Raw genomic sequence first — 13,708 nt, 5'->3', positions numbered from 1 at the left:
TTCCGAAGTTGGAAACCACAGCCGCAACCTTCGGCTTTCGGCGGATGAGGCAGCGCGCCACGCCCTGATGGCGCGGTTTGATCTGGCGGCGCTGGACAATCTTGAGGCTGAAATTTCGTTGAAGCATGAAGCGGACGCCGTGATTGCAACCGGACGCTTTACGGCCAGCCTCGCACAATTTTGCATCGCAACGCATGATCCCGTTCCTGCAAAATTGGACGAGGCCATCCATATCCAATTTATTGCCGAACCCACATCAAATGGCGAAGTGGAACTCGAACTCGCACCCGAAGATTGCGACACGATGTTCCACGATGGCCAGACCATTGATTTGGGTGAGGCGGTTGCGCAGTCAATGGGTCTCGGGCTCAATCCCTATCCGCGCAGTCCCGAGGCAGAGGAAATCTTGAAGGCTGCAGGTGTCAAAAGCGAAGAAGACGTCGCTCCAGTGGGTGCGCTCGCGGGACTAAAGGACTTGTTGGCGAAAAAATGATTGGGCAGCGCCATGTTTGATGTGGCGCTTCGCCGACTGGTCGACCCGGCGCTGTTCCGCATCGCGCGCGTACTGGCAGGTGCGCGGTTTTCGGCCAATGCCCTGACGATCACCGGTGCTGCCATCGGGCTGGGTGCGGCATTTTTCATCACGCAGGCGCATTATTCGGCTGCATTAATGTGCATCGTGCTGAACCGCCTTTTTGACGGTCTCGATGGCGCGATTGCCCGGATCAACGGGCCGACGGACTTTGGCGGATATTTGGATTCGCTGTGTGACTTTCTGTTCTACGTGTCTGTCCCCGTCGCGTTCGGGATAATAAGCGCTAACAATCAAATGCCCGCGCTCGCGCTGGTGGCGAGCTTCACCCTGACAGCAGTCAGCTTTCTGGGATATGCCGCAATCGCCGCGCGGCGCAATGATGATGACGGTGCGCATGGCCCCAAAGCATTTATCTATTCCACCGGATTGATGGAGGGCGGGGAGACCATCGCGTTCTTTTTGCTGTTCTGCCTGTTCCCGGCATTTTTCCCGACATTGGCGCTAATATTTGCGGCGTTGTGTATACTGACCGTTGCCCAGCGCGTTGCGCTCGCGGCCAAAAGCTTCCGCTAACCCCGCTGCCAGCGGAACCAACGCTCGGCCCATTTCAGCAGTGCTTCGGGTTTGCGCGCCAACCCGAACTGACCCGCCGCATATTTGTTCGCCTCAGCCCATGTTGGGTAGGGGTGAATAGTCTGCAGGATTTTGCGCAGCCCCATTTTATGCTTCATCGCGAAGGTGACTTCGGCGAGAATTTCGCCCGCATTCTGCCCAATAATCGTTGCGCCTAAAATGCGGTCACTGCCTTTGGCGGTCAGAATTTTGACAAAGCCATGCGCTTCGCTTTCGGCAATCGCCCGGTCGAGATCATCAAGATCGTACCGTGTGACATCGAAAGACAGGCCTTGCGCACGCGCCTCCGCCTCGGTCAAGCCAACCGTCGCAAGCTCGGGTTCCGTATAGGTGACACGCGGCAGGACGCGGTAATCGGTGCGGTATTTCTTGAACGGCCGGGCCAGTGCATTCACGCTGGCATACCATGCCTCATGACTGCCGCCGTGCGTCAGCTGCTGGCGTCCGGCAACGTCGCCCGCACAATATATGTGCGGCATATTCGTGCGCAGAAAATCATCATTCGCAAGCTGGCCGCCCACAACCAACCCCAATTCTTCAAGACCAAAGCCGGACACCCGCGGCTTGCGACCGACGGCAATGATGATGTCATCATAGGCTATCGATTTTTCACCCTGCGGTCCTTCAACGACCAGAGATTTTCCCGCTTCAAAACGCACGGCACGGTGGGCGGTGTGAACGCGCACGCCCTCCGCCTGCAATCGCGCGGTCACCAATGCAGCGGCATCGGCATCCTCTTTCAGCAGCAACCGATCCGCCATTTCGACGATGGTCACTTTTGACCCCAAACGCTGGAATGCCTGTGCGAGTTCGCAGCCAATGGGACCACCACCCAAAATCACCAGACGGTTGGGCGCACTTGTGCGGTCCGCCATGACATCCCACAAAGTCTCGCTCGTCAGATATCCGCTATCCTCGACGCCCGGCAGTGGCGGGATGAAGGGCGCTGCGCCCGTGGCGATGATGAAGGATTTTGCGGTTAACTGGCGTGCGCCATCAATCTCTATGGTCCACGGATCAACGAAGCGCGCATAGCCCTTCACGCAATCGACGCCGAGACCGGTAAAGCGTTCAACGCTATCATGTGGTTCAATCGCGGTAATGACGTCGCGGACGCGGCGCATGACCGCAGGGAAGTCGATGACAGGTGCGCCGCTCTGAATGCCAAAGCGGGCCGAGTCCGCAACCTGATGCGCAACCTTTGCGCTTTTGATGAGCGCCTTGGACGGGACGCATCCGGTGTTCAGGCAATCGCCCCCCATGTCATGCGCTTCGACCAAGGTCACTTTCGCTTTGACCATTGACGCGATGTAGGCCGAGACCAAGCCCGCCGATCCGGCACCAATGACTATGAGGTTGCGGTCAAACCGCTTCGGCTTTTGCCACTGTTTAGCCACGGCTGCGCTTTACCACCGCTACAATGCCCTTTGCCGCCCAGGGGAAGAAAGCGAGCGCCACGAATGAGGCAATGAGTGTGGGCGACAACAAACCGGCGGTGCTTTCTATGCGGCTGATCTGGGTGCCTGCATTCACGAACACGATTGTCGCTGGCAACATGCCGATCTGGCTGACCCAAAAGAATGTGCCGGTTTTAATCCGCGTCAGACCCATCAGCAGATTGATGACGAAGAATGGAAATACCGGAATCAAACGCAGCGTGAACAAATAAAATGCGCCGTCTTTTTCAAGTCCGTCATCAACCGCGCGCAAGCGTTCGCCGAATTTGCCCTGCACCCAATCGCGCAGCAAATAACGCGAGCTGAGAAACGCCAATGTTGCGCCCATGGTCGATGCAAAGGAGACAATGAGCGTGCCAACGACAACGCCAAACAAAGCACCGGCGACCAGGCTCATGATTGCAGCGCCCGGGATCGATAATCCCGTCACCGCGACATAAAGGAGGAAAAACCCGGCAATATACAAAGCCGGATTTGCATCCTTTGCCGCGACAATGTCTGCCTGACTGGCTTTGAAATTTTCGAGGCTTAGATATTGGCCCAAATCAAAAATAAAATAGGCCACAATCGCGCCAATCAGGACAAGAGCCAAAACTGCTTTTTTCATTTTGGCCCCTGTTCAATCTGTTACTGCTATTGGCCGCTCGCTAGCGATCAAAACGGTACGTCGTCGTCGAGGTCATTGTCAAAATCACCGCCGCCAAAGCCGGAAGAGCTTCCGCCGCCGCCGCCACCGGCGCCCCAATTATTGCCACCGGACGATCCGCCCGAGGAGCCACCGCCAGATGCGCCGCCGCTCCAGCCATCGCCGCCGCCTGATCCGCCCTTGGGACCATCCAGCATAACCAGCTTGCCATCAAAGCCGGCAACCGACACTTCGGTTGTGTAACGGTCGTTACCCGAAGCATCCTGCCATTTGCGGGTGCGCAATTGACCTTCGATGTAAACCTTGCTGCCTTTTTTCAGGAAACGTTCGGCCACGCCGACAAGGCCGTCGGAGTTCAACACGACGCTATGCCATTCGGTGCGTTCTTTTTTCTCGCCCGTGGTGCGGTCTTTCCAGTCTTCCGACGTCGCAATCCGCAGGTTGCAAATGCGCCCACCATTCTGGAAGGATTTGACTTCGGGATCCGCACCCAAATTGCCCACGATGATAACTTTATTGACGCTTCCCGCCATGTTCCTGCCCTCTAATCAAATGATCTTGTGAACTTGCTATAAGCCGAAGGACCGCGCTGTCCAATATGTTATGCCAGCGGCGGCATATGCCAGCGCAAAAAGATAGGTGACCATGAAGATCGGCCATTTCCATCCATTGGTTTCACGGCGCGTAACGGCAATGGTGGAAATGCACTGCGGCGCAAAGACGAACCACGCCAGAAACGCCAAAGCTGTCGCAAGTGACCAGTCCGCCGCCAGCTTGGGACCCAGACTAGACGCGGCCGCGTTTTCATCCGCCGCATCAATGGCATAGACCGTCGCCAAGGCAGAGACCGCCACTTCGCGGGCGGCCATCGCCGGAATGAGCGCGAGTGCAATGTCATGATTAAAGCCAATCGGCCGGACCATCGGTTCAAGCCCGTCTGCAATGCGGCCAGCGACCGAATATTCCACTTGCGAAATGCCGCTGCCCACAGGCGCTTTGGGAAAGCTTAAAAGCGCCCACAATATGATGGTCGCGGCAAAAATAATGGTGCCCGCGCGGCGCAGAAACACCCACGCCCGCTGCCATAGGTTCAGCGCAATATCACGCAAGCGCGGCCATTGATATCGTGGCATTTCGATGAGGAAGTTGCTCGTCCGGCTTTGCGTGACAAAGCGCTGGATGACGGACGCCGCCAGCATCGCGCCCAATATGCCTGCGATATACAGGCCAAAGAGAACAAGGCCCTGCAACCCGATGCCGGGTCCAACAGTGGTTGAAGGGATGAACGCCCCAATGATGACGGTATAAACGGGTAGCCGCGCCGAACAGGTCATTAGCGGCGCAATCAATATGGTCGCCAGCCGTTCCTTCTGATCCATGATCGTGCGGGTCGCCATGATGCCGGGAATGGCGCAGGCAAAGGACGATAAAAGCGGAATGAAGCTGTGCCCCGAAAGGCCGACCGCCGCCATCACCCTGTCCATAACGAACGCAGCGCGCGTCATATAACCCGATGCCTCAAGCAGCAAAATGAACAGGAACAGGATCAAAATCTGCGGCAGGAAGACGACCACCGATCCGACGCCGGCAATGACGCCATCGGTCAAGAATGACCGGAATAATCCATCGGGCAACGCGCCCGTAATCGCATCACTTAACAGGGCAAAGCCGCTTTCGATCCAACCAATCGGTGCCTCAGACCAGCCGTACACCGCCTGAAACATAAGGAACAACAAAGCGAGCAAAATGACCACGCCGCCGACCGGGTGCAGCAATACGGAATCGAGCCTGCGCGTCCACTGGCGACCTGCGGTTTCGCTCACGATCACGGAACGCGCAATGTCGCGTGCCTGCTGATTTTTCGCGCCAAACGATACCGCAACTGGTTCGACCGAAGGCCGCGGCGTTTTGAGTGTGCGTTCAAGCTCCGCCATCAACGGCGCGAGACCACGACGACGTACCGCCACCGTTTCAATAACGGGTACGCCCAATGCGCGGGCGAGTTTATCTGCATCCAACTGCAAGCCATCACGCTCGGCAAGATCGACCATGTTCAGTGCGACCACCGTCGGCAGGCCCTGCGCAATCAGCTCGAGCGCGAAGCGCAGATGGTTATCGAGGTTGCCGGCATCCAGCACGATCACAAGCGCGTCCGGACGGCGATGGCCCTCCAGATTTCCCAGCACGACATCGCGGGTGACGGCTTCATCAAGGCTATCGGGATCGAGGCTATACGCGCCGGGCAAGTCGATCATTTCAACGGGTTGGCCGTCGTCAAACGTCGCCCGCCCCGATTTGCGCTCAACCGTTACGCCGGGATAATTCGCAATCTTCTGCCGTGCACCAGTCAGCGCATTGAACAACGCACTTTTCCCGGCATTGGGGTTTCCGACAAGGGCAACGAGGGGCAGCATTTGCGTCATGGCTTAAGCTCGCAATCGATGGCCGCGGCAACATTGCTGCGCAAGGCCACGGTCATTCGGCCGACCCGCACGGCAAGCGGGTCACGCCACATCAAAATACCCTTGTGCAATGCTTCGATGGTGACCCCGGGTTCAAAGCCAAGTGAGCGCAGACGATGTCCTTCCTGATCGGGCAAAACATCCCAATCGATGGCCCGAATAACCGCGGCGCGGTTCAATGGAAGATGGTCAAGTTGCACGGGCGCTTATTTGCAACCGATTCGCAATAACATCAATAGAGATTTGGATTAACGCGCCGGATAGCGCAGGCGGCCAATGAAGCGCGAAAGGCTTGGCACATATTCCTGACGCTGTTTCGCCTGAAACTTCACCTTCTCAAACTGCATCACATTATCGATGCGACGATCAAGGAAAGCCCGTGCATCAGCAAAATTGTCGCTGTCATCGTTGACGAACACACTCAGCGTGCTCGCATATACTGCCGACAGCGTCATGCGCTTGGTATAATGGTTGAAGTCGCTCGCGGTATCTCCGGCCAGACGCCACATCCGGTCGGCGGATCGCCAACCGATCTTTGCACTGCGCACCAGATTTTGCGGCATGGCCATGATCACCATCGCGCGCCGCAGGGATTCGCGGTCCGGCGCCATGATTTCCAGCCGCGTTGCCAACAATGCTGTAATCCGGTCACGGATTTTCATCGCCGCAAGTTTTTCGGCGGGCAAACGATGGGCAAGCTCCATATCGATGCTGTCGATCCACGCATCAATCATGTCGATGGCGTTATCTTTGAACGCAAGCTTTGTAACATCATGGTCCACGCCAGCTTCATCAGCGGCCGCATGAACAGCGGCATCAGACCAGCCATCAAACCCCGCATTACGCGCGATGATTGGGGCAAGGGCGGCACGAATTTCGTCGAGCGTCGGGTCAGCAGGAAGCGGTGATATGGACATGCAGAACATGTAGGCGTTCGGCGCCCTCAAGAAAAGGTCTATTGCTTACGCACCAGCACAAGCGCGATCATCACCAGCGCGCTGCCCGTAAAATCCATTGCGGTTAGCGTCTCACCAAAGGCAAGCCACCCAGCCGCTGCCGATAAAGCAGGCTGAAACAACAAGGCCAAACCAATCACCAGCGGGCTAAAATGCGGTAAGGCATAGGTCAGGCAACCTTGCCCGAAAAACTGTGACGTGAACGCAAGCAACAGAACTGGCCACCACACAGTCGGGATAACCTGTTCCCCCGCGACAATCGACCCGATAAGCAAGATGACCGCCGCAACAGCGCTTGCCATGCCCAGTGCGCCCCAGCTTTCCGTATTCTGTCGCACGCGCATCATGAGCACCAGATACACCGTGTATGTAAGGCCCGCGCCAAGCGATAAAATATCCCCCTGGAAATGCAGCGGGGACAGATCAAGGCTTTGCCCCATTAAAAGTGCAGCGCCCACAAATGCAAAAAGCACCGCGGCGCTTTCCCATTTGCTGGGCATTTTGCGCGCGACAAATATCCCGTAAACCACCAGAATCAGGCTGGCACAGTTCGCAAATAATGTCGCATTGGCCATTTTCGTTTGGAAAATGCCAATATGCCACAAGATGATATCAACGCCGAAAAACAGCCCCGCAATTGTCGCAAGCCAGATTGTTGATTTGCTTAACGCCGAGAAACGAAAACCAAATCGATATCCGACAAAAAACAAAAATGGCGTCGCCAACGCCAGTCGCCAGAACCCGGTCGCAATGGGTCCGCTGTCGGCAAAACGCACCAGCAATGGTCCAAAAGCGATTGCAATATTTCCCGCGAGCAATGCCGCAAAGGCAAGCAAGCTGGGCGGTTGCTGATGTAAAATCTTCTGCGACATAAACCCCCGTTGCATTTTGCAACTTTCATCCGCATCTTGGCTGCAAAGAAACGCTTAATGACAGGATATCACATGACTGCAACTTTGTTTGATCCGATTCAACTCGGCGCCATCAGCGCGCCCAACCGAGTCCTCATGGCACCGCTGACCCGCGGCCGCAGTGTCGAAGGGCATGTTCCCATGTCGGATTTGAAAGCCGAATATTACACCCAGCGCAGCACGGCTGGCCTGATTATCGCCGAAGCGACGGGCATTAGCCAAGAAGGCCTTGGATGGCCGTCGGCGCCCGGTATCTGGTCAGATGCACAGATCGCGGCTTGGAAGCCAGTGACCGAAGCCGTGCACAAGGCAGATGGCCGGATCATATTGCAGCTGTGGCATATGGGACGGCTTGTTCACCCGGACTTCTTGGGCGGTGCCCAGCCTGTGTCCGCATCTGCAACGACTGCGCCGGGTTATGCGCACACCGCCGAGGGCAAAAAAGAATATACTGAAGCGCGCGCGCTTGAGGCTTCGGAAATTCCGCGCATCATATCGGATTATGTCAACGCGGCGAAAAACGCGATGGCCGCCGGCTTTGACGGTGTTCAGATTCACGCTGCCAACGGCTATTTGATTGACCAGTTCCTGCGCGACAACACCAATTTGCGCACCGATGAATATGGCGGTGCAATCGAAAACCGTATCCGCCTGTTGCGCGAAGTCACGCAAGCCGTCGTCGACGCCATTGGTTCGGAACGAACCTCTGTACGCCTGTCGCCCAATGGCGAAACACAGGGTGCGAATGATAGCAATCCCGTGCCGTTGTTCACCGCTGCCGCTGCCGCATTGCAAGATATCGGCATCGCGTTCTTGGAGCTGCGTGAAGTGAAAGCATACGGCAATTTCGGGCAAACCGATGTGCCGCGTATTTCCCCTGAAATCCGCAAGATCTTCAAAGGGCCATTGGTGCTGAACCAAGAATATACGCGCGAGCTGGCGGACGAAGATCTGGCATCCGGTTTGGCTGACGCCATCAGCTTTGGCCGTCCCTATATCAGCAACCCTGATCTGGTTGAACGGCTGCGGTCCGGGGCTGAACTGACCCCTGATAATTTCAAAACATGGTACGCACCTGCGGCAGAAGGATATACCGACTATCCGTTCCTGAACGCGGCGGACGCGTAACGCACATGATCGAAGCGGGGATTGGCATATATGCAATAGCCGTCCCCGCTTTGCTGCTTTTTGCGTTGGCCAGTGCAGAATATATCTGGCCGCGCCGTGCCTTAGTCTTGGGCCGCTATCCGCGATGGCGGACGCATGTTTTATTCTTCGCAACCAACGCAGTTGTCGGCAGGATCCTCTCGTTTTTCGTCGTTATCGGCGTCGCGGCGACATGGGCAGACGCCCACCGGTTCGGAATGCTGCAATTCTTAAACTGGCCCTTCTGGGCCGAAGCCTGGATGGCCTTTGTCGTTCTCGATTTCGCTGTCTGGTTTCAGCATTTTGCGATGCACCGCTTCCCTTTTTTCTGGCGGATGCATGCCGTACACCACAGCGACCGCGACCTTGATGTCACCACCGCACTGCGCTTTCATCCGTTCGAATTGATTGTGTCGACATTCTATAAATCCGCAATGGTCGCCCTGTTGGGCGTGCCACTTGTCGTCGCGCTGGCATTTGAATTGTGGCTCAATGCAAATGCGCTGTTCAATCACAGCAACATCCGCCTACCCAAGAAGCTCGACCGGATGTTGCGCATATTTTTTGTGACGCCCGACATGCATCTGGTGCACCACAGCGTGATTGTTGCCGAACAAAAAAGCAACTTCGGTTTTGCTTTGTCGATATGGGACCGATTGTTCGGGACATATTATGCAGAATCCCATGTCGGCGCCGAAAATCAGAAAATCGGACTATCCCAATTCGACGACCAACGGCCATCTGCGTTTGTCTGGAGCATGAAGCAGCCGATGACGTAACATTATATTGCGGTTGCTTCGCGGCACTTGACCTGCACTGTTTTCCGACGCATTTTCGGGTTTGGGGGAGATTATATCATGGCAAAATTGCGCAACATCATTTTGGGCACCGTGGCTGTTGTCGCGGTCGGCGCCGGACTGACCTATGGTTGGCAGCAATATCGCGAAAAAAGCATCATGGATGACGCGCGTACCGCACAAGCATCATCCGATAGCGAAGTGACCTCTGGTCCCGCGGACAAGCTTTTATGGGGCGACACCCATTTGCATACGGCAAATTCCATCGACGCCTTTGGTTTCGGCGTAAAGCTGGGGCCAGAAGATGCGCTGCGTTTTGCGCGCGGTGAGGAAGTCACCTCGACCGGCGGGCTGAAGGCACAGCTGGAACGTCCACTCGACTTTCTGGTGATCGCCGATCACTCCGGCGGCTTGGGCGCGACCAAAGCATTATATGACGCACCCGGCTTTCTTGTCCGCGACCCTACCCTGAAACGCTGGCATGAAGAAATGCACAAGGGGCCAGAGGGCATGCAACGCGTTACGGGCGAGCTGATCGATCTGGCTGGACGCAATGCTTTGCCAGCCGCCCTGACAAACCCGGAACGGCAGAAAAAAACGTCGACAAGCATCTGGACAGGCCACAGCGCACTCGTCGAGCGGTATAATGAACCGGGCAAGTTCACCGCCTTCATGGGCTTTGAATATACGTTGATGCCCAGCGGCAACAATTTGCACCGTGTCGTCATGTTCCGCGATGGCAAAAGCCGGACCGACAAGGTCCTCCCATATGATCCGGGGCAAGGCGACACACCCGTCAGCCAGCTGTGGGACTATATGGACAATTATGAAAAGGTCACGGGCGGCAAGGTGTTGGCCATTCCGCACAACAGCAACCTTTCCAATGGCCTGATGTTTGAATTGGTTGGTCCAGATGGCGGACCAATGACCGCTGCATATGCCCGGCGGCGCGCAGCGCGCGAACCGGTGACCGAAATCACGCAGATTAAGGGTGATAGCGAATCGCATCCGTTCCTGTCGCCAAATGACGAATTTGCAGGCTTTGGTACGGCAGGTTGGGACGTCGGCAACCTGACCATGCAGATAAAAAAGAAAAACCAGGATTATGCCGGCGAATATATTCGTGAAGCGTTAAAACGCGGGCTTGCGATTGAGGCACGCACGGGCGTGAATCCTTATAAATTTGGCGTAATCGGTTCAACCGACAGCCATACTGGCCTTGCTACCGCCGATGAGAATAATTTCTTCGGCAAACATTCTGGCGGTGAACCAAACCGCAAACGCGCCAGCGATCCCCAGAATCTGGGCACCCGCGAAGGCCGTATGGGCTGGCATTATCTCGCCGGTGGATATGCCGCAGTGTGGGCCACGGCGAACACGCGCGCAGCCATTTTCGATGCCATGACGCGGCGTGAGGTTTATGCCACGACAGGACCGCGCATTAAGTTGCGTTTCTTTGGCGGTTGGGACTTTACCGAGAACGAATTCACACGCGACTGGGTTAAAGCAGGCTATGCGCGCGGTGTGCCCATGGGCGCAGATTTGAAACCCGGCCGCGGCGCGCCGAAATTCATGATTTCTGCGCTGAAAGATCCGATGGGCGCGAACCTTGATCGGGTACAGGTCGTCAAAGGCTGGGTAAACGCATCAGGCGCACTTCAAGAGAAAGTGTTCGATGTTGTCTGGTCGGACGCCGACAAGCGCTCCAAAGGCGCCAATGGCAAGCTTACGCCCGTCGGCGACACCGTCAACATCGCGAAGGCCAGTTACACCAACAGCATTGGTGACCCGGAACTGCGGACGATATGGACGGATCCCGAGTTTAACCCTTCGATCCGCGCCTTTTATTATGTGCGCGTCATTGAAATTCCGACGCCACGATGGGTGCTGTTCGACGCCTTGCGCTACGGTGCAAAGCTGCGGCCCGGTACAGAGTTGAAAGCGCAAGAGCGGGCATATTCTTCGCCGATCTGGTTTAATCCGAAGAAGAGCTAATTTAAGCTTTCTTTACTCGGCTTCGATTTCCGCAAGGATCGGGTCAGGATCAGCAATGCCCATCAGGCGGCGCATGGCGAGCCGTGCCAGCCGTTGTGTTTCGGTTTTGCGCCGCGCGGTGGCCAATGGGACGAGCGCCGCCGGGCGGGCTATTTCGGCGTCATAAGCATCGGCGATGATCAGCCCTGCCCGTTCGGGCATGAATGCATCGCCATGCAATGGTCCGATATCAAACCCTGCGGGCACTGCCCAAAAAAAGCGGTCGCAATATTCGAGATATTCGGGCCATTTCTGATCACCCAAAAGATCAGCGCGTGAACATTTGATTTCGACGATGATGATTTCGCCTTTTGTCGTCAGACCCATAAGGTCTGCGCGCCGGCCGTTGCGAAGGCTTACCTCCGATTGAACCATAATCTGGTTGCGCAGAAACAGCCGGGATGTTCCGCGGGCAACCGATGGGGCCCCTATCGACAATGGAGAAGTGTGCGCGTTCATTGTGCATGAATAGAACGAAAGAAGAACAAAATAAAGGCCCCATTTCGGGGCCCTTATTGTCGGATTTCATCGGCGTTTAACGATAGAAGATATGATTATCGATGCTGCCAAGGCGCGTTAAGCGCCAGCCCGGCGAGACATGCCGCGCATGAAAGTATAAAGCGCCTTCAACGGGGCTTTCCCAGCGGTCGTCCAACGCGATCTTGCTGATCGCGACAGCGTTGCGCCAATGTGCACTGCCAATGGCGATCGGTGGCATGCCGCCGCCACGCACAAAGGAAAATTGGCTTTTCTGGAAAACCACACCGCACAATGTGGTGGGGAAGCGACCGGACTTGGCACGCGCCGTCACGACACGCGCAACAGCAAGCTGTCCGGTGAGTGATTCACCCTTTGATTCGAAATACACCGCGCTTGCGAGGCAGCGTTGTTCAGCGCTCAGCGATTCGTTGGTGTCTTGTTGGCGCACCAGATCGGATAGCGACGAAGCCGCGATGGCTTCATTATCATCGCTGTTCGAAGGTTCGCCGATGCCTGGAGTGAAAATGATGTCGCCATTGTCGGCGAGGGTCGCAGTAACCTTACCGCTTTTTGCCAAGTCTGCTTGGACCTGATCAGCGGAGATTTGCGCAGCGTCCACTAATATGGTGGTCGCGTTTAAAGCGGTGCTTTGGGTATTTTCAAAAGCGAAACCGGCATCTGCGGCAATGACCGCTGAAGCCAGGGTAAACGTTACGGCCGCAACAGAAGCAGCCCGAAAAAATTTCAACATTAAACGTACAATAAAGCGGCAACAACAGCGGACGAAATGCTATATATATGTTTTTATTCGTCTTTTGTTGCGTCCGACTCGCGTGTTTGTCTGGTCACCCCTAATGCGTTCCCGGTCGACAACCTTCGCTACTCGATGACCGCGCATTTATGATGCGCCGCAGCAAAGTCAATTAAACGCAGCCAAGAGTCCGTCCAACCGTGCAGCGGATGCGACATCCAGTTCAAAAACCCACAAATCTGGGTCGCGGGCGCAGCGGTTTTGCCAATAATTTTGAATGGCAGTATCACCTGTTTCCGCCAAATCAACGCTTTGCCAGGCGGTTTTGCCGTCCAATGACGGATATCGATCGTACAAACGCGGCTCTGCGCCGCGGATCTGCCCAATGAGCAGGATGGCGCCTGACGTAGCATCGCCCTTTTTTAAAACGGTCGCAAAACCGCCGTCAGCCTCTGCCAATCGCCGCATGGCAGAAATCTGCACATCCGTTGCAAGCCGCGGTTCAATCAAGCAGCGTCGCGCTCTTCGGAAAGGGTCAGCACGGCGAACATGGCCGCAGAGTCGGCTGCGCCACGCAACTGGGCACGGAATTTCTCGTCACGAAACAGGCGGGACACTTCCGCCAAGGCGCGCAAATGCGACGCTCCGTCTTGCGCAGGTGATATCAGCCCGCAGACAAGGTCTACGGGTTCATCATCCACCGCATCATAGGGCACGGGCTTTGAAAGCCGCGCAAATACGGCAACAGGCATATCAATGCCCGACACCTTGCAATGGGGAATCGCGGTACCGCCACCAAAACCCGTCGGGCCAAGTCGCTCACGCTCCACCATGCCTTCCAGCACGGCATGGGAATCGAGAAAATAATTTTCGGCTGCAATCACCGATAAGCGCGCAAGC

General features: G+C 56.1%; 16 protein-coding genes. 5 read left to right on the top strand and 11 right to left on the bottom strand.

Annotation, left to right across the window (positions count from 1 at the left end; all coding sequences use genetic code 11):
* Both ACIQ0G_RS06325 and ACIQ0G_RS06320 read left to right on the top strand, forming a co-directional pair.
* The coding region (locus ACIQ0G_RS06325) for a DUF177 domain-containing protein (protein WP_397577175.1) at positions 1-493 on the top strand (493 nt) is incomplete at its 5' end.
* Complete coding sequence (locus ACIQ0G_RS06320; protein WP_397577174.1) at positions 494-1,108, top strand: CDP-alcohol phosphatidyltransferase family protein; 615 nt, start codon at positions 494-496, stop codon at positions 1,106-1,108.
* Here ACIQ0G_RS06320 and ACIQ0G_RS06315 read toward each other — a convergent pair.
* Genes ACIQ0G_RS06315 through ACIQ0G_RS06285 form a run of 7 tightly spaced genes read right to left on the bottom strand, consistent with a single transcriptional unit; the run spans position 1,105 to position 7,561 of the window.
* A complete protein-coding gene (locus tag ACIQ0G_RS06315; RefSeq protein ID WP_397577173.1) occupies positions 1,105-2,565 on the bottom strand; it encodes a dihydrolipoyl dehydrogenase family protein in 1,461 nt (486 codons plus the stop codon). The genes ACIQ0G_RS06320 and ACIQ0G_RS06315 overlap by 4 nt on opposite strands.
* The gene (locus ACIQ0G_RS06310) at positions 2,558-3,232 is read right to left on the bottom strand and encodes a TVP38/TMEM64 family protein (RefSeq protein WP_397577172.1); all 675 of its coding nucleotides are present in this window, start codon (positions 3,230-3,232) and stop codon (positions 2,558-2,560) included. Before ACIQ0G_RS06310 ends, ACIQ0G_RS06315 begins: the two co-directional genes overlap by 8 nt.
* Before the next feature lie 47 nt (positions 3,233-3,279).
* The gene (gene ssb, locus ACIQ0G_RS06305; RefSeq protein WP_395634517.1) at positions 3,280-3,804 is read right to left on the bottom strand and encodes a single-stranded DNA-binding protein; all 525 of its coding nucleotides are present in this window, start codon (positions 3,802-3,804) and stop codon (positions 3,280-3,282) included.
* Between the two features lie 36 nt (positions 3,805-3,840).
* Positions 3,841-5,694, bottom strand: coding sequence for a ferrous iron transporter B (locus ACIQ0G_RS06300; protein WP_397577171.1), 1,854 nt, complete (start codon positions 5,692-5,694; stop codon positions 3,841-3,843).
* Entirely contained in the window at positions 5,691-5,933 is a 243-nt protein-coding gene (locus ACIQ0G_RS06295; RefSeq protein ID WP_397577170.1) for a ferrous iron transport protein A, read from the bottom strand. The genes ACIQ0G_RS06300 and ACIQ0G_RS06295 overlap by 4 nt, the downstream gene beginning before the upstream one ends.
* 48 nt (positions 5,934-5,981) lie before the next feature.
* Entirely contained in the window at positions 5,982-6,650 is a 669-nt protein-coding gene (locus tag ACIQ0G_RS06290) for a COQ9 family protein (protein ID WP_397577169.1), read from the bottom strand.
* A gap of 38 nt (positions 6,651-6,688) precedes the next feature.
* Positions 6,689-7,561 (bottom strand): DMT family transporter, encoded by an 873-nt coding sequence (locus tag ACIQ0G_RS06285; protein ID WP_324479784.1) that lies wholly within the window; start codon positions 7,559-7,561, stop codon positions 6,689-6,691.
* Positions 7,562-7,633: 72 nt separating this feature from the next.
* Here ACIQ0G_RS06285 and ACIQ0G_RS06280 point away from each other — a divergent pair, with 72 nt between their 5' ends.
* The 3 genes from ACIQ0G_RS06280 (at position 7,634) to ACIQ0G_RS06270 (ending at position 11,538) form a co-directional block, all read left to right on the top strand.
* Positions 7,634-8,728, top strand: coding sequence for an alkene reductase (locus ACIQ0G_RS06280; protein WP_324479785.1), 1,095 nt, complete (start codon positions 7,634-7,636; stop codon positions 8,726-8,728).
* Between the two features lie 5 nt (positions 8,729-8,733).
* A complete protein-coding gene (locus ACIQ0G_RS06275; protein ID WP_324479786.1) occupies positions 8,734-9,525 on the top strand; it encodes a sterol desaturase family protein in 792 nt (263 codons plus the stop codon).
* Between the two features lie 78 nt (positions 9,526-9,603).
* Positions 9,604-11,538: a DUF3604 domain-containing protein gene (locus ACIQ0G_RS06270; RefSeq protein WP_397577168.1), complete on the top strand. Its 1,935-nt coding sequence runs from the start codon at positions 9,604-9,606 to the stop codon at positions 11,536-11,538.
* Between the two features lie 12 nt (positions 11,539-11,550).
* On the opposite strand, the gene ACIQ0G_RS06265 is transcribed toward ACIQ0G_RS06270, so the two are convergent.
* The 4 genes from ACIQ0G_RS06265 to ACIQ0G_RS06250 form a co-directional block, all read right to left on the bottom strand.
* Positions 11,551-12,036 carry an MmcB family DNA repair protein gene (locus tag ACIQ0G_RS06265; RefSeq protein WP_324479788.1) on the bottom strand — a complete coding sequence of 162 codons (486 nt, stop codon included), beginning with the start codon at positions 12,034-12,036 and terminating at the stop codon, positions 11,551-11,553.
* 76 nt (positions 12,037-12,112) lie between these two features.
* Positions 12,113-12,808 carry a cell wall hydrolase gene (locus ACIQ0G_RS06260; RefSeq protein WP_324479789.1) on the bottom strand — a complete coding sequence of 232 codons (696 nt, stop codon included), beginning with the start codon at positions 12,806-12,808 and terminating at the stop codon, positions 12,113-12,115.
* 168 nt (positions 12,809-12,976) lie between these two features.
* On the bottom strand, positions 12,977-13,318 hold the full coding sequence (locus ACIQ0G_RS06255) for a DUF1491 family protein (RefSeq protein ID WP_397577167.1): 342 nt from the start codon (positions 13,316-13,318) through the stop codon (positions 12,977-12,979).
* Positions 13,315-13,708: PTS sugar transporter subunit IIA (locus ACIQ0G_RS06250; protein WP_397577166.1), on the bottom strand; the 394-nt coding region annotated here is incomplete at its 5' end. The genes ACIQ0G_RS06255 and ACIQ0G_RS06250, both read right to left, overlap by 4 nt.

This window comes from Sphingorhabdus sp., assembly GCF_044354325.1.
Taxonomy (GTDB): domain Bacteria; phylum Pseudomonadota; class Alphaproteobacteria; order Sphingomonadales; family Sphingomonadaceae; genus Sphingorhabdus_B.
The sequence above is the reverse complement of the archived record's forward strand: the minus strand, read 5'-3'. Positions and strand labels throughout refer to the sequence as shown.

Excerpts from the sequence above, each read along its gene's own strand:
- ACIQ0G_RS06265 (WP_324479788.1), bottom strand. The coding sequence starts at position 12,036 with ATGAACGCGCACACTTCTCCATTGTCGATAGGGGCCCCATCGGTTGCC.
- ACIQ0G_RS06300 (WP_397577171.1), bottom strand. The coding sequence starts at position 5,694 with ATGACGCAAATGCTGCCCCTCGTTGCCCTTGTCGGAAACCCCAATGCC.
- ACIQ0G_RS06310 (WP_397577172.1), bottom strand. The coding sequence starts at position 3,232 with ATGAAAAAAGCAGTTTTGGCTCTTGTCCTGATTGGCGCGATTGTGGCC.
- ACIQ0G_RS06280 (WP_324479785.1), top strand. The coding sequence starts at position 7,634 with ATGACTGCAACTTTGTTTGATCCGATTCAACTCGGCGCCATCAGCGCG.
- ACIQ0G_RS06260 (WP_324479789.1), bottom strand. The coding sequence starts at position 12,808 with ATGTTGAAATTTTTTCGGGCTGCTTCTGTTGCGGCCGTAACGTTTACC.
- ACIQ0G_RS06275 (WP_324479786.1), top strand. The coding sequence starts at position 8,734 with ATGATCGAAGCGGGGATTGGCATATATGCAATAGCCGTCCCCGCTTTG.
- ACIQ0G_RS06290 (WP_397577169.1), bottom strand. The coding sequence starts at position 6,650 with ATGTCCATATCACCGCTTCCTGCTGACCCGACGCTCGACGAAATTCGT.
- ACIQ0G_RS06285 (WP_324479784.1), bottom strand. The coding sequence starts at position 7,561 with ATGTCGCAGAAGATTTTACATCAGCAACCGCCCAGCTTGCTTGCCTTT.
- ACIQ0G_RS06270 (WP_397577168.1), top strand. The coding sequence starts at position 9,604 with ATGGCAAAATTGCGCAACATCATTTTGGGCACCGTGGCTGTTGTCGCG.
- ssb (WP_395634517.1), bottom strand. The coding sequence starts at position 3,804 with ATGGCGGGAAGCGTCAATAAAGTTATCATCGTGGGCAATTTGGGTGCG.